The 17,616-nt window shown below is 64.5% G+C and carries 17 protein-coding genes; 7 read left to right on the plus strand and 10 right to left on the minus strand.

The window, feature by feature from the left end; genetic code table 11:
• Positions 1-7: 7 nt before the first annotated feature.
• Genes rsmB through def form a run of 3 tightly spaced genes read right to left on the minus strand, consistent with a single transcriptional unit; the run spans position 8 to position 2,813 of the window.
• Positions 8-1,318 (minus strand): 16S rRNA (cytosine(967)-C(5))-methyltransferase RsmB, encoded by a 1,311-nt coding sequence (gene rsmB / locus CAY82_RS09730; RefSeq protein WP_087501006.1) that lies wholly within the window; start codon positions 1,316-1,318, stop codon positions 8-10.
• Positions 1,315-2,247 (minus strand): methionyl-tRNA formyltransferase, encoded by a 933-nt coding sequence (gene fmt / locus CAY82_RS09735; protein ID WP_087501007.1) that lies wholly within the window; start codon positions 2,245-2,247, stop codon positions 1,315-1,317. Before fmt ends, rsmB begins: the two co-directional genes overlap by 4 nt.
• Before the next feature lie 59 nt (positions 2,248-2,306).
• The gene (gene def / locus CAY82_RS09740) at positions 2,307-2,813 is read right to left on the minus strand and encodes a peptide deformylase (protein WP_051097836.1); all 507 of its coding nucleotides are present in this window, start codon (positions 2,811-2,813) and stop codon (positions 2,307-2,309) included.
• A gap of 207 nt (positions 2,814-3,020) precedes the next feature.
• On the opposite strand from def, the gene dprA reads away from it, so the two are divergent.
• Both dprA and CAY82_RS09750 read left to right on the plus strand, forming a co-directional pair.
• A complete protein-coding gene (dprA, locus tag CAY82_RS09745; protein ID WP_087501008.1) occupies positions 3,021-4,118 on the plus strand; it encodes a DNA-processing protein DprA in 1,098 nt (365 codons plus the stop codon).
• A gap of 42 nt (positions 4,119-4,160) precedes the next feature.
• Positions 4,161-4,718, plus strand: coding sequence for an L-threonylcarbamoyladenylate synthase (locus CAY82_RS09750; RefSeq protein WP_023660948.1), 558 nt, complete (start codon positions 4,161-4,163; stop codon positions 4,716-4,718).
• Between the two features lie 535 nt (positions 4,719-5,253).
• Here the strand turns inward: CAY82_RS09750 and CAY82_RS09760 are convergent.
• On the minus strand, positions 5,254-6,231 hold the full coding sequence (locus CAY82_RS09760) for an NADPH:quinone reductase (RefSeq protein ID WP_087501009.1): 978 nt from the start codon (positions 6,229-6,231) through the stop codon (positions 5,254-5,256).
• A gap of 134 nt (positions 6,232-6,365) precedes the next feature.
• Between CAY82_RS09760 and hemF the strand changes: the two genes are divergently transcribed.
• Positions 6,366-7,277: an oxygen-dependent coproporphyrinogen oxidase gene (hemF, locus tag CAY82_RS09765; protein WP_087501010.1), complete on the plus strand. Its 912-nt coding sequence runs from the start codon at positions 6,366-6,368 to the stop codon at positions 7,275-7,277.
• A gap of 25 nt (positions 7,278-7,302) precedes the next feature.
• Entirely contained in the window at positions 7,303-8,127 is an 825-nt protein-coding gene (gene aroE, locus CAY82_RS09770) for a shikimate dehydrogenase (RefSeq protein ID WP_087501011.1), read from the plus strand.
• A 131-nt stretch (positions 8,128-8,258) separates the two neighbouring features.
• On the opposite strand, the gene CAY82_RS09775 is transcribed toward aroE, so the two are convergent.
• The 3 genes from CAY82_RS09775 to betC form a co-directional block, all read right to left on the minus strand.
• The gene (locus CAY82_RS09775) at positions 8,259-9,824 is read right to left on the minus strand and encodes a SulP family inorganic anion transporter (RefSeq protein WP_087501012.1); all 1,566 of its coding nucleotides are present in this window, start codon (positions 9,822-9,824) and stop codon (positions 8,259-8,261) included.
• Between the two features lie 130 nt (positions 9,825-9,954).
• Positions 9,955-10,884, minus strand: a complete 930-nt coding sequence (gene choX, locus CAY82_RS09780) for a choline ABC transporter substrate-binding protein (protein ID WP_087501013.1) — start codon at positions 10,882-10,884, stop codon at positions 9,955-9,957.
• A gap of 14 nt (positions 10,885-10,898) precedes the next feature.
• Complete coding sequence (betC, locus tag CAY82_RS09785) at positions 10,899-12,416, minus strand: choline-sulfatase (RefSeq protein ID WP_087501014.1); 1,518 nt, start codon at positions 12,414-12,416, stop codon at positions 10,899-10,901.
• A 108-nt stretch (positions 12,417-12,524) separates the two neighbouring features.
• Here betC and CAY82_RS09790 point away from each other — a divergent pair, with 108 nt between their 5' ends.
• The gene (locus CAY82_RS09790; protein WP_087501015.1) at positions 12,525-13,424 is read left to right on the plus strand and encodes a LysR family transcriptional regulator; all 900 of its coding nucleotides are present in this window, start codon (positions 12,525-12,527) and stop codon (positions 13,422-13,424) included.
• Positions 13,425-13,461: 37 nt separating this feature from the next.
• On the opposite strand, the gene CAY82_RS09795 is transcribed toward CAY82_RS09790, so the two are convergent.
• A complete protein-coding gene (locus tag CAY82_RS09795; RefSeq protein WP_087501016.1) occupies positions 13,462-14,079 on the minus strand; it encodes an NAD(P)-dependent oxidoreductase in 618 nt (205 codons plus the stop codon).
• A 52-nt stretch (positions 14,080-14,131) separates the two neighbouring features.
• Here CAY82_RS09795 and CAY82_RS09800 point away from each other — a divergent pair, with 52 nt between their 5' ends.
• A complete protein-coding gene (locus CAY82_RS09800) occupies positions 14,132-14,464 on the plus strand; it encodes a DOPA 4,5-dioxygenase family protein (RefSeq protein WP_087501017.1) in 333 nt (110 codons plus the stop codon).
• A 120-nt stretch (positions 14,465-14,584) separates the two neighbouring features.
• Here CAY82_RS09800 and trpA read toward each other — a convergent pair whose 3' ends face one another.
• Positions 14,585-15,394, minus strand: coding sequence for a tryptophan synthase subunit alpha (gene trpA / locus CAY82_RS09805; protein WP_087501018.1), 810 nt, complete (start codon positions 15,392-15,394; stop codon positions 14,585-14,587).
• Positions 15,391-16,608, minus strand: a complete 1,218-nt coding sequence (trpB, locus tag CAY82_RS09810) for a tryptophan synthase subunit beta (protein WP_015268451.1) — start codon at positions 16,606-16,608, stop codon at positions 15,391-15,393. Before trpB ends, trpA begins: the two co-directional genes overlap by 4 nt.
• A 110-nt stretch (positions 16,609-16,718) precedes the next feature.
• On the opposite strand from trpB, the gene CAY82_RS09815 reads away from it, so the two are divergent.
• Positions 16,719-17,615: a LysR family transcriptional regulator gene (locus CAY82_RS09815; protein ID WP_087501019.1), complete on the plus strand. Its 897-nt coding sequence runs from the start codon at positions 16,719-16,721 to the stop codon at positions 17,613-17,615.
• The last annotated feature ends 1 nt before the right edge of the window (position 17,616 follow it).

A 17,616-nucleotide genomic window follows, 5' to 3' on the forward strand; every position in this document is an offset into this window, starting at 1 on the left:
TTTGTTCTTATCCGCGTGAGGCGGCGATCTTGATCAGTTTGGCATAGTAGAAACCGTCGTGGCCGCCTTCCTGGGCCAGCAACTGGCGCCCGTGGGGCTGGCGCAGACCGGCTTCGGTGGCCAGGTCCAGCTCACGGGCGCCCGGGGTGCGGGCAAGGAAGGCATCGATCACTTCGGTGTTCTCGGTCGGCAGGCTGGAGCAGGTGGCGTACAGCAGCATGCCCCCCACTTCCAGCGTCGGCCACAGGGCATCGAGCAGTTCGCCTTGCAACGTGGCCAGGGCCGGGATGTCGTCGGCCTGACGGGTCAGTTTGATGTCCGGATGGCGGCGGATCACGCCGGTGGCCGAGCACGGTGCGTCGAGCAGGATGCGCTGGAACGGCTTGCCGTCCCACCAGCTGGCGGTGTCGCGAGCATCGCAGGCGATCAGCTCGGCGTCCAGCTGCAGGCGGTCGAGGTTCTCGCGCACACGGGTCAGGCGCTTGGCTTCGAGGTCGATGGCCACCACGTGGGCCAGGCCGGCTTCGGCTTCCAGCAGATGGCAGGTCTTGCCGCCCGGTGCACAGCAGGCGTCGAGCACGCGCTGGCCGGGGGCCAGTTCCAGCAGGTCGGCGGACAGCTGCGCGGCTTCGTCCTGCACGCTTACCCAGCCTTCGGCAAAACCTGGCAGGCCGCGCACGTCGCAGGCTTCGGCCAGCACGATGCCGTCACGGCTGTACTGGCAGGCGCTGGCGGCAACGCCCGCCTCGGCCAGCAGTGCCAGGTAGGCGTCGCGGCTGTGGTGGCGGCGGTTGACCCGCAAGATCATTGGCGGGTGGGCGTTGTTGGCGGCACAGATGGCCTCCCACTGCTCCGGCCAGAAGGCCTTGAGCGACTTCTGCAGCCAGCGCGGGTGGGCGGTGCGCACCACCGGGTCGCGTTCCATGCCGGCCAGCAGTTCTTCGCCTTCGCGTTGGGCGCGGCGCAGCACGGCATTGAGCAGGCCCTTGGCCCACGGTTTCTTCAGCTTGTCGGCGCAGCCGACGGTCTCGCCGATGGCGGCGTGGGCCGGGATACGGCTGTAAAACAGCTGGTACAGGCCGACCAGCAGCAGCGCCTGCACATCGGTATCGGCGGCCTTGAACGGCTTCTGCAGCAGCTGCGCGGCCAGCAGGTCGAGGCGTGGCTGCCAGCGCGCGGTGCCGAACGCCAGGTCCTGGGTCAGGCCGCGGTCGCGTTCATCGACCTTGTCCAGTTGCGCCGGCAGCGAGCTGTTCAGCGAGGCCTTGCCGCTGAGCACAGCAGCAAGGGCACGGGCGGCGGCGAGGCGTGGGTTCATTGGCCCAGTACCTTGCCGCTGGCGAATTTCTCACGGCGGCTGTTGAACAGGTCGCTGAAGTTCAGCGCCTTGCCGCCGGGCAGTTGCAGGCGGGTCAGGCTCAGCGACTGATCACCGCAGGCGACCACCAGGCCGTCCTTGCTGGCGGAGAGGATCTCGCCGGGGGTGCCTGTCGCTGTGGACACGTTGGCGGCCAGCACTTTCACGCTTTCGCCATCGAGGGTGCTGTGGCACACCGGCCACGGGTTGAAGGCACGGATCAAGCGCTCCAGCTCGGCGGCCGGGCGGCTCCAGTCGATACGCGCTTCGTCTTTGTTCAGCTTGTGCGCATAGGTGGCCAGGGTATCGTCTTGCACTTCACCGTGCAGCGAACCGTCGGCCAGGCCGGCGATGGCCTGGACTACAGCCGGCGGGCCCATTTGTGCGAGGCGGTCGTGCAGGCTGCCGCCGGTGTCTTCGGCGCTGATTGGGGTGGCTACCTTGAGCAGCATCGGGCCGGTGTCCAGGCCTGCTTCCATGCGCATCACGGTCACACCGCTCTCGGCGTCGCCGGCTTCCACGGCACGCTGGATCGGTGCGGCACCGCGCCAGCGTGGCAGCAGGGAGGCGTGGCTGTTGATACAGCCCAGGCGCGGGATATCCAGCACCACCTGCGGCAGGATCAGGCCATAAGCGACCACCACCATCAGGTCCGGCTGCAGCGCGGCCAGTTCGGCCTGGGCTTCGGCGTTGCGCAGGGTCGGCGGCTGGAATACCGGGATGTCATGGGCCACAGCCAGTTGCTTGACCGGGCTCGGCATAAGCTTCTGACCACGGCCGGCGGGGCGGTCGGGCTGGGTGTAGACGGCCACGATCTCGTACGGGCTGTCGAGCAGGGCCTTGAGGTGTTCGGCGGCAAACTCTGGAGTGCCTGCAAAGACGATGCGCATGGAGTTCTCGCTTCAAAAAAGAAAAAGGCTTGCCGGAGCAAGCCTTCTGGAAGGTGGGATCAGGCTTGCTGGCGGTGCTGCTTTTCCAGCTTCTTCTTGATCCGGTCGCGCTTGAGCTGCGACAGGTAGTCGACGAACAGCTTGCCGTTGAGGTGATCGAATTCGTGCTGCACGCACACCGCCAGCAGGCCTTCGCATTCCAGCTCGTACGGCTTGCCGTCGCGGTCCTGGGCCTTGACCCGTACACGCAGCGGGCGGTCGACGTTCTCGTAGAAGCCAGGGACCGACAGGCAGCCTTCCTGGTACTGGCCCATATCGTGGGTCAGCTCTTCGACCGTGGGGTTGATGAAGACGCGCGGCTCGCTGCGGTCCTCACTGAGGTCCATGACCACGACCTGCTTGTGCACGTTGACCTGGGTGGCCGCCAGGCCGATGCCAGGGGCTTCGTACATGGTTTCAAACATGTCGTCGATCAGCTGACGCAGGGCGTCGTCGAACTCCGTCACCGGTTTGGCGATGGTGCGCAGGCGCGGGTCCGGGAATTCGAGAATGTTCAAGATGGCCATAAGGTCAGGCAGTCACTGTGCGTTCGGTTGAAAACTGAGCACACATAATAAAGGGAAACGGGGATTTCAGCACCTGGCAAAGCTCGGCTAGGGTTTCCAAGGGCTGCTTATAGCCCATTCGATGGACAGGTTGTCAAAGCGTTATCAACAAAGTTATCCACAGCTTGAGCCACGTCGATGGCCCCATTTCGATCAAGGATGATCCATATGCAGACCTACCATTCGTCGCCTCTTCCGCCTGCCGAACTGGAGGCGCGATTACGCCTGCACCGGCTGCCGGAAACAGGATTGCGTCGCTTTAACACCTTGCTGGAGGCCTTTGGCAGTGCCTCGTCGGCACTGTGCGCACCGGCCGGTGCCTGGCGCGCATTGGGCATACCACAGGCCACCATCGATGCTCGGCGTAGTGCCGAAGTACGTGAAGGTGCACTGGCCGCAATGGCCTGGTTAGAGCGCCCGGGCCAGCATTTACTGATGTGGGACGGCCCTGGCTACCCGCCACTATTGGCGGAAGTCGACGATGCCCCGCCGCTGCTTTTCGTCGCTGGCGACCCGGCCTTGCTCGAGCGCCCACAGTTGGCAATTGTGGGCAGCAGACGTGCTTCACCCCCGGCGCTCGACACCGCTGCAGCATTTTCCCGTTACCTGGCGCAGGCAGGTTTCACCATTACCAGCGGCTTGGCCGTGGGCATCGACGGTGCCGCTCATCGGGCCGCATTGCAGGCAGGTGGAGGCACGATTGGCGTGCTCGGTACGGGGTTGCAAAAACTTTATCCACAGCGCCACAAGTCGCTTGCGCAAGCGATGATCGACAACGGTAGCGTGCTGGTTTCCGAGTACCCGCTGGATGCCGGGCCGCTGCCCGGCAACTTCCCGCGACGCAATCGCATCATCAGTGGGCTGTCGCTGGGCGTGCTGGTGGTCGAGGCCAGCCTGGCCAGTGGTTCGCTGATCACCGCACGCCTGGCCGCCGAGCAAGGCCGCGAGGTGTATGCCATACCGGGCTCCATTCATCACCCCGGGGCCAAGGGCTGCCACCAGTTGATCCGTGACGGCGCGCTGCTTGTGGAGAGCGTGGAGCAGATATTGGAAAGCCTGCAGGGCTGGCAGAACCTGCCGCCCGCGGTTGTGGATAAATTCGACCATCCCCTGCTAGCACTGCTGCATGCCGCGCCGCAAACCACCGAAAGCCTGGCCCACTGCAGCGAGCAGCCGCTGGCCGATGTGCTGGCGCAGCTGACCGAGCTTGAGCTGGAAGGCCGGGTCAGCAATGAAGCAGGGCGTTGGTTTGCCCGCGCGGGCTAAGTACACTGCTCACAAGCAAGGTATATAGGCGGAGTAACAGAAATGGTGAGCAGTTTTCGTGTGCAACAAGCCGCACGTGAGATCCGGGCGGGCGCAGTGATTGCCTACCCGACGGAAGCGGTCTGGGGCCTGGGCTGCGACCCGTGGAACGAGGACGCGGTGTATCGCCTGCTGGCGCTGAAGTCACGGCCGGTGGATAAAGGCCTGATCCTGGTTGCCGACAACATCCGCCAATTCGACTTCTTGTTCGAGGACTTCCCCGAAGACTGGATCGATCGCATGGGCAGCACCTGGCCGGGGCCGAACACCTGGCTGGTGCCGCATCAGGACCTGTTGCCCGAGTGGGTGACCGGGGAGCATGACACCGTGGCGCTGCGGGTCAGCGACCACCCGGTGGTGCGTGAGTTGTGTGCGTTGGTGGGGCCATTGATTTCCACCTCGTGCAATCCGGGCGGGCGCCCGGCGGCGAAGACCCGGTTGCGGGTGGAGCAGTATTTCCATGGCCAGTTGGACCTTGTGTTGGGCGGGGCGCTGGGTGGGAGGAAGAACCCGAGTGTGATTCGCAACCTGGCCACTGGCGAAGTCGTTCGTCCAGGCTGATACATATCCACAGGCCTGGCCGCGACCTCCTGTGGGAGCGGGCGAGCCCGCGAAGAATCCAGCGCGGTGCCTGGCACGGGCTGCGCCCGTGTTCGCGGGCATGCCCGCTCCCACAGGTCAGGGCCAGGTCCCCCGCAGATTGTTGTGATTTTTTCTCGGATGGCTGGCGGGCGATCGTGTGAGGGCTGACAGGTGCTCGTCGTGAGGGTTTCAGCGCCTGTGAGATCGAGCGCCGCCCGCGCGGCGCTTCGCGGGGCAAGCCCGCTCCCACATTTGTTGCAACGTGCCGAACCTGTGAGGCCATGGTTGCCTGCCTTGGTGCTTGGCTTGAGGCAGGCGGGGCGGCATCAATGCCCACCTCGAAATCCAGCCATGCCAACAAAGCTGACAACCATGGCCTCACAGGCATGGCCACGTTGCAACAAATGTGGGAGCGGGCTTGCCCCGCGAAGCGCCGCGCGGGCGGCGCTCGATCTCACAGGCGCAGGGAACCTCAAGACAGGCACCTGTCAGCCTTAACACGGTCCTCTGCCAATCAAGGCAACAATACAGTCGACCCCACTGTCCTGCGCGCCGACAGCTCTGCCTGCGCCTTGGCCGCCTCGCTCAGCGGATACCGCTGCTGGATATCCACAACCAGCTTGCCGCTACCAATCATCGCAAACAGGTCATCCGCCATGGCCTGGGTATTCTCGGCATTGTTGGCATAGCTCGCCAACGTCGGCCGGGTCACATACAACGAGCCCTTCTGCGCCAGAGTTCCCAGGTTCACCCCGCTCACCGCACCCGAGGCATTGCCGAAGCTCACCATCAACCCGCGCGGCTGCAGGCAGTCCAGCGAGGTCAACCAGGTATCGGCACCCACACCGTCATACACCACCGGGCATTTCTTGCCGTCGGTCAGCTCCAGCACCCGCTTGGCCACGTCCTCACGGCTGTAGTCGATGGTCGCCCACGCCCCCAGCGCCTTGGCCCGCTCGGCCTTCTCCGCAGAGCTCACGGTCCCGATCAGCTTGGCGCCCAAGGCCTTGGCCCACTGGCACGCCAACGAACCCACGCCGCCAGCTGCTGCGTGGAACAGGATCACGTCACCCGCCTTCACCTCATAGGTCTGCTTCAGCAGGTACTGTACGGTCAAACCCTTGAGCATCACCGCCGCCGCCTGTTCGAAGCTAATGTTGTCGGGCAACTTCACCAGGTTGGCTTCCGGCAACGTATGCACCTCGCTATACGCGCCCAACGGGCCGCCGGCATGGGCCACGCGGTCACCCACCTTCAGGCGGGTCACGCCCTCGCCCACGGCCTCGACCACGCCCGCCGCTTCAGTACCTAGGCCCGAAGGCAAGGACGGCGGCGCATACAGCCCGCTGCGGAAGTAGGTATCGATAAAGTTCAGGCCGATCGCATGGTTACGCACACGTACCTGCTGTGGCCCGGGTGGGGCTGGTTCGAATTCCACAAACTGCAGCACTTCCGGGCCGCCATGCTGGCTGAACTGGATACGCTTGGCCATCTCGCACTCCTGTCGTCGTGATCGGGAAAGGCCTTCTATCGGACGCCTTTGCATGATCGCCGTCAACTGCGGCGCGCGGGCTGGCGGTGGTATGCTACGCGGCGAATTCTTCCCTGCCCGTTCCTGGTGACCCGATGACTAGCCGCACCGAGGCCGTGAAAGCCTACCTGCTCGACCTGCAAGATCGCATCTGCTTTGCCCTCGAAACAGAAGACGGCGGCGCCCGCTTCGTCGAGGACGCCTGGGTGCGCGAAGCCGGTGGCGGGGGCCGCACGCGGGTGATCGGCGACGGTAAGGTGATCGAGAAAGGCGGGGTCAACTTCTCCCACGTGTTCGGTGCAGGCTTGCCGCCGTCGGCCAGTGCTCATCGCCCCGAGCTGGCGGGCCGTGGCTTCGAGGCCCTGGGCGTGTCGCTGGTGATCCACCCGCATAACCCGCATGTGCCCACTTCTCACGCCAACGTGCGCTTCTTCATCGCCGAAAAGGAAGGCGAAGAGGCTGTCTGGTGGTTCGGCGGCGGCTTCGACCTGACCCCGTACTACGGCAATGAAGAAGACTGCATTCACTGGCACCGTGTGGCCGAGCAGGCCTGCGCGCCGTTCGGCGCCGACGTGTACCCGCGCTACAAGGCCTGGTGCGACCGCTATTTCCACCTCAAGCACCGTGGCGAGCCACGCGGCATCGGCGGCCTGTTCTTCGATGACCTGAACGAATGGGACTTCGACACCTGCTTCGCCTTCATCCGCGCCATTGGCGATGCTTACATCGACGCCTACCTGCCGATTGTCCAGCGCCGCAAGGGCACCCCCTACACTCCGCAGCAGCGCGAGTTTCAGGAATACCGCCGTGGCCGCTACGTGGAGTTCAATCTGGTCTACGACCGTGGCACGCTGTTCGGCCTGCAGTCCGGTGGCCGCACCGAGTCCATCCTCATGTCGTTGCCGCCGCAGGTGCGCTGGGGCTACGACTGGAAGGCCGCACCCGGCAGCGAAGAAGCGCGCCTGACCGAGTACTTCCTGCAGGACCGCGACTGGCTCGGTCAGTAAGCCTGTGGATAACCTAGGAGCCGTCATGGACCAGTACGTCGTTTTTGGTAACCCCATCGGCCACAGCAAGTCGCCGCTGATCCATCGCCTGTTCGCCGAACAGACCGGTCAGGACCTGGAGTACGCCACGCTGCTGGCGCCGCTGGACGAGTTCAGCGACTGCGCACGCGGCTTCTTCAAGCAGGGCAGCGGTGCCAACGTCACCGTGCCATTCAAGGAAGAGGCCTACCGCCTGTGCGACAGCCTGACCCCGCGTGCCCGGCGCGCTGGCGCGGTGAATACGCTGAGCAAGCTGGCCGATGGCACTCTGCAGGGCGATAACACCGATGGCGCTGGCCTGGTGCGCGACCTCACGGTGAATGCCGGGGTCGAACTGGCGGGCAAACGCATTCTGATCCTGGGTGCCGGTGGTGCGGTGCGTGGCGTGCTAGAGCCGATCCTGGCGCACAAGCCGCAGTCGCTGGTGATTGCCAACCGTACCGTGGAAAAGGCCGAGCAGTTGGCGCGTGAGTTCGATGAACTGGGGCCGGTGGTAGCCAGCGGGTTTGCCTGGTTGCAGGAGCCGGTGGATGTAATCATCAATGCCACTTCGGCGAGCCTGGCCGGTGAGTTGCCGCCGATTGCCGACAGCCTGGTCGAGGCGGGGCGCACGGTTTGCTACGACATGATGTATGGCAAGGAGCCGACGCCGTTTTGCCAGTGGGCCGAGAAGCTGGGGGCGGCCAAGGTGCTGGATGGTCTGGGGATGCTGGCTGAGCAGGCGGCTGAAGCCTTCTTTATCTGGCGTGGGGTACGGCCGGATACGGCGCCGGTTTTGGCAGAGTTGCGCCGGCAGCTGGCTCGCGGCTGAGATTGTCGGGGCCGCTTTGCGGCCCTTTCGCGACACAAGGCCGCTCCCACATTGGATCGGCGTACACCATACCCTTGTGGGAGCGGCCTTGTGTCGCGATGGGCTGCAAAGCAGCCCCAGGATCTCAGCCATCACTCCTCAAACCGGATCGGGCACAACTCCACCCCTTCCAGCTTCTGCAATTCCTCGATCACCTGCGGCCTGGCCCGGTGCAGGGTCAGACTCCCCCCCGCCCGCCGCAACCGCCGCGCCTCGCGGTGCAACATATCCACACCCGAGTAATCGATGAAGTTCACCTGTCGCGCATCGATCACCACATGTGGCCCCTGACAGCGCTGCAAGCGCACTTGCAAGTAATGCGCAGCGCCAAAAAAGATCGACCCGCCCACCCGCAGCACATCGGCCTCCCCTTCCCGGCTCTGCTGCACCCGTGGCCGTGAGGTGCGCTTCAGATAGAAGAACAGCGACGCCAGCACGCCGGCATAGATTGCCGTTTGCAGCTCCAGCAACAAGGTCGCCGCCGCTGTCAGCGCCATCACCAGGAACTCCGAGCGGCTGACCCGGAACAGCGCACGAATCCCCCGGTGGTCCACCAACCCCCAGCAGATCAGCAGGATGCTGCCGGCCATGGCCGGGATCGGCAGGTGAGCGATCAGCCCGGCCCCAGCAACCGTGAACACCGCCACCCACAGCGCCGAGAAAACCCCGGCCATGGGCGAGCGAGCGCCGGCGTCGTAGCTCAGCCCGGAGCGGGTGAAGGAGCCGGAAGACAGGTACCCCGAGAAAAACGCCCCGACGATGTTAGAAAGCCCCTGTGCACGTATTTCCTGGTCAGCGTCGATCAATTGCTCCGAACGTGCCGACAACGAGCGGGCGATCGACAGGCTGGTGACTAGCCCGAGCATGCCCACCGCCACGGCGCTGGGCAGCAGGCGCAGGATCAGTTCCACATCCAGCAAGGGTAGCGGGCTGAAGGGTGGCAGCTGACCGGTGAACGCCGGTACGCGCGGTACATGGCCAAAGAAGCCGGGCAGCAGCCAGGCCAGCAGGCTGACCAAGATCAGGCTTATCAACAGGTTCGGCCAGCGTGGGCGCCAGAATTTGAAGGCCACGCCGAGCACCACGGTGGCCAGGCCCAAAATCAAGGAAGGCAGGTCGACCTCGCCGGCATGGCTGGCCAGGTCCTGCACGGTCTTGAATGCCGTGGCCTGGCTGGGCAGGTCCATGCCCAGCAGGTTGGGCAACTGGCCCAGGGCAATGACGACAGCGGCGCCCAGGGTGAAGCCGAGCACCACGGAATGGGAGACGAAATTGACCAATGCACCAAAGCGCAAAAGTCCCAGCAGCAACTGGAAGATGCCGGCGAGAAAAGTCAGCAGCAGCACCAGGGTGGCATAGTCGCCGCTGCCGGCCACGGCCAGCGGGCTGATGCTGGCATAGAGGACGATGGAGATGGCGGCGGTCGGGCCGCAGATCAGGTGCCAGGACGAGCCCCACAGGCAGGCGATCAATACTGGCACGATGGCGGCGTACAGGCCGTATTCGGCGGGCAGGCCGGTGATCAGTGCGTAGGCGATGGATTGCGGCAGGGCGAGGATTGCACCGCTCAGGCCCACCAGCAAGTCCTGGCGCAGGCTGCGACCCGATTGACGGGGGAGCCAGGTGAGGAAGGGCAGCAGGTGAGTAAGGCGATGCATGGGTTATCCACAATCCTGAAATTGCACTGTCCCCTGTGGGAGCGGGTTTACCCGCGAATGCTGCAGTGAATCTACCGACGCATTCGCGGGTGAACCCGCTCCCACAGGGATAGAGGTTTTGCTTGTGAGGTTACAGTTTGGCTTTGACGGCCTCCAGCGCATTGCCATCGGCTTTGGTAGTCACTCCGGCCAGCCACCCTTCCAGCAACTCGGGATGCGCCTTCAGCCAGGCCTTGGCCGCATCATCGAAGCTGATCTTCTTGTCCACAACCTCGGCCATGATGGTGTTTTCCATGGCCAGCGTGAACTTCAGGTTACCCAGCAGCTTGGCCGCATTCGGGCAGGCTTGTGGATAACCCTTGCGGGTCAGGGTATACACCTCGCCCTTGCTGCCAAACCACTTCTCCCCGCCGCTCAGGTAATGCATCTTCAGCTTCACGTTCATGGGGTGTGGCGTCCAGCCGAGGAAGGTGATGAACTGCTGTTTCTTCACCGCCCGGTCGACCTGCGCCAGCATCGCCTGCTCGCTGGACTCCACCAGCTTCCATTGGCCAAGGTTGAACTCATTTTTGTCGATGATTTCCTTCAACGACAGGTTGGCTGGTGCCCCGGAGCCAATCCCGTACAGCTTCTTGTCGAACTGGTCGGCGTGTTTCTGCAAGTCGGCGAAATCCTTCACCCCGGCATTCCACACATAGTCGGGCACTGCCAGGGTGAATTCGGTTCCTTCCAGGTTGCGCGCCAGTTGCTGCACATCGCCATTGGCGATGAACTTGTCATGAAAGCCCTGTTGGGCCGGCATCCAGTTGCCGAGGAAGGCATCGACCCGGCCGTCCTTAAGGCCGCCGTAGATGATCGGTACGGCCAGGCTGTCGATCTTCACCCGGTAACCCAGGCTCTCCAGGAGCAGGCGGGCCACGGCGTTGGTGGAGGCAATGTCGCTCCAGCCGGGGTCGGCCATTTTCACGGTGCTGCATTGTGCGTCGCTGTCGGCGGCGTGGGCCGTGGCGGTACCCAGGCTCAGGGCCAGGGCGAACACGGCGGCGGAGAATTTGTGCATGGCGGCCTCTCTTCTCAATCCAGGGGGGCGGGCTGTGGATAACGTGCCTTGCGCTCGAGGTCGTCGAGATCGATGTGGTTGCGCATGTACTGTTGGCTGGCGTCCACCAGCGGTTGGTGGTCCCAGCTTTTCAGTTTGCCGATGGCCAGCGCCTCGGCCACCAGGCGGCGGCGCCGCTGGCTGGCCAGAACTTGCTGGCGCAGGCTGGGGATATCCCAACGCTGCTGAGCTTCATCGACAAATGCCTGCAGCAGCGCCTGGTGCTCCGGGCTGCCGGTGAGGTTCTCCCGCTCGTACGGGTCGCGGCTCAGGTCATAGAGTAGGCAAGGGTCGTCTTCGCTGTACACGAACTTGTACGGCCCGCGGCGGATCATCATCAGCGGGCCGACGGTGCCTTCGGCCATGTACTCGCCGATCACTTCGTCATGGCCGCCCTGCCCTTGCAGGTGGCCGACCAGCGAGCGGCCATCCAGGTGCAGGTGGTTATCCACAGTGCCGCCGGCCAGTTCGACCAGGGTCGGCAGCAGGTCGCAGGTCGATACCGAGGCGCTGACCCGGGCTGGCGCGAAGCGCTTCGGCGCGTGCACCAGCAGCGGCACCCGCGCCGACATCTCGAACCAGTGCATCTTGTACCAGAGGCCACGCTCACCAAGCATGTCGCCGTGGTCGCCGGAGAACACGATCAGGGTGTCGTCGGCCAGGTTGCATTCCTCCAGGGTCTGCAGCAGCAGGCCGATGTTGTCGTCGATGTAGCTGCAGGCGCCGAAGTAGGCACGGCGGGCGTCACGGACCTTGTCCACAGGCAGCGGCTTGTTCCACAGGTCGTAGACCTTCAGTAGGCGCTGCGAGTGCGGGTCGAGTTCTGTCTGGGCGAACTCAGCGCGGGGCATGGGGATATCCACACCCTCGTAGCGGTCCCAGTAGCGCCTGGGGATGGTGTACGGGTCGTGCGGGTGGGTCATCGATACGGTCAGGCAGAACGGCCGGCCATCGTTTTCGCGCACATGGTCGTACAGGTACTGGCGCGCCTTGAACACCACTTCCTCGTCGAAATCCAGCTGGTTGGTGCGCACGCACGGGCCGGCCTGCAGCACCGAGGACATGTTGTGGTACCAGCTAGGGCGAGCTTCTGGCTCATCCCAGTTCACCGCCCAGCCGTAGTCGGCCGGGTAGATATCGCTGGTCAGGCGTTCTTCGTAGCCATGCAACTGGTCCGGGCCGCAGAAGTGCATCTTGCCCGACAGCGCGGTGCGGTAGCCCAGACGGCGAAGGTAGTGGGCGTAGGTTGGCACGTCGGCAGGGAAGTCGGCGGCATTGTCGTAGGCACCGATGCGGCTGGGCAACTGGCCACTGACCAGGGTGAAGCGCGACGGCGCGCACAACGGGCTGTTGCAGTAGGCCGAGTCGAACACCACCGCCTGTTCGGCGAGGCGGGTCAGGTGCGGCATCTGGATAGGCGAAGGGGCGTAGATTGGCAGCAAGGGTGCTGCCATCTGGTCGGCCATGATGAACAGGACATTCGGACGCGTCATGGTGGCTTCCATCGTTGAAGGTTATGCGAACCGCTTGCCTACCAAGATGCGACTGTGGATAACATGGGTAAAGCCCATGGCGGGCAATGATTGGGATTAGCCAGGCTTATGTTTGAGCACCTTGCCGAGCTGTCGCTGGATACCTTTCGCGTGTTCGAAGCTGCCGCGCGGCTGCGCGGCTTTACCGCTGCGGCGCTGGAGTTGGGCACCACGCAGCCGGCGGTGAGCCAGCAGGTGAAACGGCTAGAGGCGCAGTTGGGTACGCGCTTGTTCGACCGTATTTACCGTGGCATCGAGCTGACCGAGGCTGGCCAGGTGCTGTTCGAACAGGTGCATCAGGGCCTGCAGGCCATGGAGGACGGTATTGCCCAGGCCAGTGGGCGTGGCCAGCGCGAAGTGCTGCAGGTGGCTACCGACTTCGCCTTTGCGGCGTTCTGGCTGATGCCACGGCTGCAGCGTTTTCACGAGGCTTATCCACAGGTGGACGTGAGCCTGGTGACCGGTGAGCGCAGCCAGGGCATGCTGCGCCCGGACATCGATGTAGCGGTGCTGTTTGGCGACGGTCGCTTTCATCAGGGCGAGAGCCGCTGGCTGTTCGATGAGGAGGTTTTCCCCGTGTGCAGTCCCCGGCTGACTCATGGCAAACCCTTGTCAGCGGTGGCTTTGCAACGATTGCCCTTGCTGCATTTGAAAGGTGAGCAGGCCAGCCGCTGGTTTGACTGGGCGGGGGTGTTTCGCGGGTTTGGCGTGACCAGCCCGCCGCCGGCGGGGCAGTTGCGGTTCGATAACTATACGTTGCTGATCCAGGCGGCAATTGCCGGGCAAGGGGTGGCGATTGGCTGGGGGCACCTGGTGGATGGGCTGGTGGAGCAAGGGTTGTTGTGCCGACCATTGGAGGGGAGTTTGCGTTCGGCGCGCGGGTATTACGCGGTGTTGCCGCCACGCAAGCGGCGTGGTGCGTTGATCCAGCGGTTTGTGGATTGGCTGGAGCGCGAGCGCAGCCTGTGACATCCCCGGGGCCGCTTTGCGGCCCATCGCCGGCAATCTAGACCACGAAGTTCAGATGCTCGCCCCGGTGCAAATCCAGCTCCAGCATATCCACCATCCCCGCCGCGACCCTGGCCAGGTGCCGCAGCGGCTCAGCCAACCCCGGTTCAAGCGTACCCTCGGTGCTGCGAAAATGCTCCATCCCCAACCCGGGCAGTTCCAGCGGGGCATTGATCAGCGTCCAGTGCAGCGCGCTGCGCTGTAACCCGTCCACCACCTGGTCCACGCACTCCCGCTCTACCTCGTTGTACTTGCCCGGCTCATCCAGCACATCGAAATCGCCCACCAGCAACAGCCGGCGTATAGTCGTACGTTTCAGCCCCGCCACCAGCGCCTCGCTCATGCGGGCTTGCCCGGGCAGATCGCCCGGCGCCAGCGCCGACAACAGGGCAATCACCGCCGAACCGCCTGCCGCGCCCTGCTCCGCCTGGTCGGCATTGCTCAGCCCGCCTATCTTGAAATGCAGGCCCGGGCGCGCGGCGTGGCGGTTGAGGTCATCGACCACGGCGGTGACTTCGTGCTGGCGTGACAGCAGCTCTACCATCAGGGCATTGCCCAGGCTGCTTTCAGGCCCGAACAGGACTAGTTTGAACACTGGGGTTTCGGCGTTTTTCACGGCATCATTCCCCTTGCAAGTGGTGATGATTGGACCGCAATCAGGAGTTATCGTGCAGAGGATCAAGGGTTACCACGCCCACGTCTACTACGACGCAGCGACCATGGAGCAGGCCCGTGAACTGTGCGAGGAGGCCTCGCGGCTGTTCCCCGTGACCATGGGGCGCATGCACCAGCAACCGGTCGGGCCGCACCCGGACTGGAGCTGCCAGCTGGCATTCGGGCCGGAGGTAGTGGGGGTGGTGTTGCCTTGGTTGGCATTGTATCGGAATGGGTTGGTGGTGTTCATGCACCCGCTGACCGGGGATGAACTGGCGGACCACCGGGACCATGCGATCTGGATGGGGGCAGTGCGGCCGCTGGATCTGTCGATGTTTGGGGGATAGGTCTCTATAGCCTGTGCCGGCCTCTTCGCGGGTAAACCCGCTCCCACAGGTTTTGCACAGCCTTGGAGAGCGGCGCGGTTCCTGTGGGAGCGGGTTTACCCGCGAAGCAGGTGACGCGGTTCAGCGGCGGGCGCCGCGCACCCCTTCAGCCAGTGCCGAGCACAGGCTCAATACATCATTGACTGCCTGCTCGGCACTCTTGGCCTGGGCAATCTTGTCGACCAGCGCCGAGCCCACAACCACGCCATCCGACAGGCGGGCAATGGCCGCAGCCTGCTCCGGCGTACGAATGCCAAAGCCAACGCTGATCGGCAGGTCAGTATGCCGACGCAGGCGGGCAATGGCTTCGGTGACGTGCTCGGTGGTCGCCGAGCCAGCACCGGTCACACCGGCCACCGACACGTAGTAGACGAACCCGGAACTGCGCTCCAGCACGCGCGGCAGGCGCGCATCGTCGGTGGTCGGGGTGGTCAGGCGGATGAAGTCGATACCCGCAGCCTGGGCCGGTGTCGCCAGCTCGGCGTCGTGCTCTGGGGGCAGGTCGACGATGATCAGGCCATCGACGCCCACTTGCTTGGCTTCGGCCACGAACTTTTCCACGCCAAAGCGGTGGATCGGGTTGTAGTAGCCCATCAGTACGATCGGTGTGGTCTGGTTATCCACACGGAATTCGCGAACCATCTGCAGGGTCTTGGCCAGCGTCTGGCCAGCTTCCAGGGCGCGCAGGGTGGCCAGCTGGATGGCCACGCCGTCAGCCATCGGGTCGGTGAATGGCATGCCCAGTTCGATCACGTCGGCACCGGCCGCCGGCAGGCCCTTGAGGATCTGCAGCGAGGCGTCATAACCCGGGTCGCCCGCGGTGACGAAGGTGACCAGTGCCGAGCGGCCTTCGGCTTTCAGCTCGGCGAAGCGTTGTTCAAGACGGCTCATGCCTGTTTCTCCTGGGCGGCCATGTGGTTCATGACGGTTTGCATGTCTTTGTCGCCGCGGCCCGACAGGCACACGACCATCAGGTGATCCTTGGGCAGCTTCGGTGCGCGCTTGATCGCCTCGGCCAGGGCATGGGAGCTTTCCAGGGCCGGGATGATGCCTTCCAGGCGGCAGGTGGCGTGGAACGCATCCAGCGCTTCGTCGTCGGTGATGCTGACGTACTCGACACGCTTCACTTCGTGCAGGTAGGCGTGCTCTGGGCCGATGCCCGGGTAGTCCAGGCCGGCGGAAATCGAGTGGGCGTCGGTGATCTGGCCGTCTTCGTCCTGCAGCAGGTAGGTGCGGTTACCGTGCAGCACGCCCGGTACGCCACCGTTCAGGCTGGCGGCGTGCTTGTCGGTGTGCACGCCGTGGCCACCGGCTTCGACGCCGATGATCTGCACGCTTGGCTCTTCGAGGAATTCATGGAACAGGCCCATGGCGTTGGAGCCGCCACCGACACAGGCAACCAGGCTGTCTGGCAGGCGGCCTTCCTTCTCTTGCAGCTGGGCGCGGGTTTCCTTGCCGATGATCGACTGGAAGTCGCGGACCATGGCCGGGTACGGGTGCGGGCCGGCCACGGTGCCGATCAGGTAGAAGGTATCTTCGACGTTGGTGACCCAGTCGCGCAGGGCCTCGTTCATGGCGTCCTTCAGGGTACCAGTACCGGCAGTAACCGGGACGATCTCAGCGCCCAGCAGCTTCATGCGGAACACGTTGGCCTGCTGGCGCTCGATGTCGGTGGCGCCCATGTAGATTACGCAAGGCAGGCCGAAGCGCGCGGCAACGGTGGCAGTGGCCACGCCGTGCATACCGGCGCCGGTTTCGGCGATCAGGCGCTTCTTGCCCATGCGCTTGGCCAACAGCACCTGGCCGATGCAGTTGTTCACCTTGTGCGCGCCGGTATGGTTGAGCTCTTCACGCTTGAAGAAGATCTTCGCGCCGCCGCAGTGCTCGGTCAGGCGCTCGGCGAAGTACAGCGGGTTGGGGCGGCCGATGTAGTCGCGCTGGAAGTAGGCGAGCTCTTCAAGGAACTTGGGGTCTGCCTTGGCCGCTTCGTATTCGCGGGCCAGGTCCAGCACCAGTGGCATCAGGGTTTCGGCCACATAGCGGCCGCCGAACGAGCCGAACAGGCCGTTGGCGTCGGGGCCGGGGCGGTATTGGGACTGGGTCATGGGGCGCTCCAGGGCGTAATGAATGAGTGATGGGCTTTACTCTAACCACGGCAAGCCCGGCTGAAAACCGATAAGATTGCGCAAACTTGTCAGGAAAACTCACAGGTAAAATGGCCCACGACCTCCCTCCCCTCAACGCCCTGCGGGCATTCGAGGCCACAGCCCGGCTCAACAGCGTCAGCCAGGCGGCCGAAGCGCTGCACGTCACCCATGGTGCCGTCAGCCGGCAGATCAAGGTGCTCGAGGAGCACCTGGGGATAGCACTGTTCGTGAAGGACGGACGCGGCATCAAACTCACAGATGCCGGCGTGCGCCTGCGCGATGCCAGTGGCGAAGCCTTCGACCGCCTGCGCAGCGTGTGTGCCGAGCTAAGCCGCGATGTCAGCGAGGCGCCGTTTGTGCTGGGTTGCTCGGGCAGCCTGCTGGCGCGCTGGTTCATTCCGCGGCTGGGGCGGTTGCAGGCGGATCTGCCTGAATTGCGCCTGCACCTGTCGGCGAGTGAAGGTGACCTCGATCCGCGGCGGCCAGGGCTGGATGCGCTGCTGGTATTTGCCGAGCCGCCATGGCCGGCCGACATGCAGGTACATGTGCTGGCCGAGGAGCGCATCGGGCCTGTGCTCAGCCCACACTTCGCCGGTTTCGAGCGTTTGCAGGGCGCGCCGGCCAAGGCTTTGCTGGGCGAGGCCTTGCTGCACACCACCTCGCGCCCGCAGGCCTGGCCGACCTGGGCGCTGGAGCAGGGGCTGGAGCCTGCAACCCTCCACTATGGGCAGGCATTCGAGCACCTGTATTACCTGTTGGAAGCTGCCGTGGCCGGGTTGGGTGTGGCGATCGCGCCGCAACCGCTGGTCGCCGATGACCTGCGGGCGGGTCGTTTGAGTGCGCCGTGGGGCTTTTCAGCTACCCCCGCGGCGCTGGCACTGTGGGTGCCCCGGCGCGCCGCGGACGGGCGCGCGGAGCAACTGGCGCAGTGGCTACGGGCAGAACTTGCGCGACAGAGTGCTTAGT

The sequence above is a fragment of the Pseudomonas sp. SID14000 genome (genome assembly GCF_002165135.1).
Lineage (GTDB): Bacteria > Pseudomonadota > Gammaproteobacteria > Pseudomonadales > Pseudomonadaceae > Aquipseudomonas.

Excerpts from the sequence above, each read along its gene's own strand:
- fmt (WP_087501007.1), bottom strand. The coding sequence starts at position 2,247 with ATGCGCATCGTCTTTGCAGGCACTCCAGAGTTTGCCGCCGAACACCTC.
- CAY82_RS09760 (WP_087501009.1), bottom strand. The coding sequence starts at position 6,231 with ATGGCCAAGCGTATCCAGTTCAGCCAGCATGGCGGCCCGGAAGTGCTG.
- def (WP_051097836.1), bottom strand. The coding sequence starts at position 2,813 with ATGGCCATCTTGAACATTCTCGAATTCCCGGACCCGCGCCTGCGCACC.
- trpA (WP_087501018.1), bottom strand. The coding sequence starts at position 15,394 with ATGAGCCGTCTTGAACAACGCTTCGCCGAGCTGAAAGCCGAAGGCCGC.
- dprA (WP_087501008.1), top strand. The coding sequence starts at position 3,021 with ATGCAGACCTACCATTCGTCGCCTCTTCCGCCTGCCGAACTGGAGGCG.
- CAY82_RS09790 (WP_087501015.1), top strand. The coding sequence starts at position 12,525 with ATGTTTGAGCACCTTGCCGAGCTGTCGCTGGATACCTTTCGCGTGTTC.
- trpB (WP_015268451.1), bottom strand. The coding sequence starts at position 16,608 with ATGACCCAGTCCCAATACCGCCCCGGCCCCGACGCCAACGGCCTGTTC.
- rsmB (WP_087501006.1), bottom strand. The coding sequence starts at position 1,318 with ATGAACCCACGCCTCGCCGCCGCCCGTGCCCTTGCTGCTGTGCTCAGC.
- betC (WP_087501014.1), bottom strand. The coding sequence starts at position 12,416 with ATGACGCGTCCGAATGTCCTGTTCATCATGGCCGACCAGATGGCAGCA.
- aroE (WP_087501011.1), top strand. The coding sequence starts at position 7,303 with ATGGACCAGTACGTCGTTTTTGGTAACCCCATCGGCCACAGCAAGTCG.
- CAY82_RS09775 (WP_087501012.1), bottom strand. The coding sequence starts at position 9,824 with ATGCATCGCCTTACTCACCTGCTGCCCTTCCTCACCTGGCTCCCCCGT.
- hemF (WP_087501010.1), top strand. The coding sequence starts at position 6,366 with ATGACTAGCCGCACCGAGGCCGTGAAAGCCTACCTGCTCGACCTGCAA.
- CAY82_RS09815 (WP_087501019.1), top strand. The coding sequence starts at position 16,719 with ATGGCCCACGACCTCCCTCCCCTCAACGCCCTGCGGGCATTCGAGGCC.
- choX (WP_087501013.1), bottom strand. The coding sequence starts at position 10,884 with ATGCACAAATTCTCCGCCGCCGTGTTCGCCCTGGCCCTGAGCCTGGGT.
- CAY82_RS09750 (WP_023660948.1), top strand. The coding sequence starts at position 4,161 with ATGGTGAGCAGTTTTCGTGTGCAACAAGCCGCACGTGAGATCCGGGCG.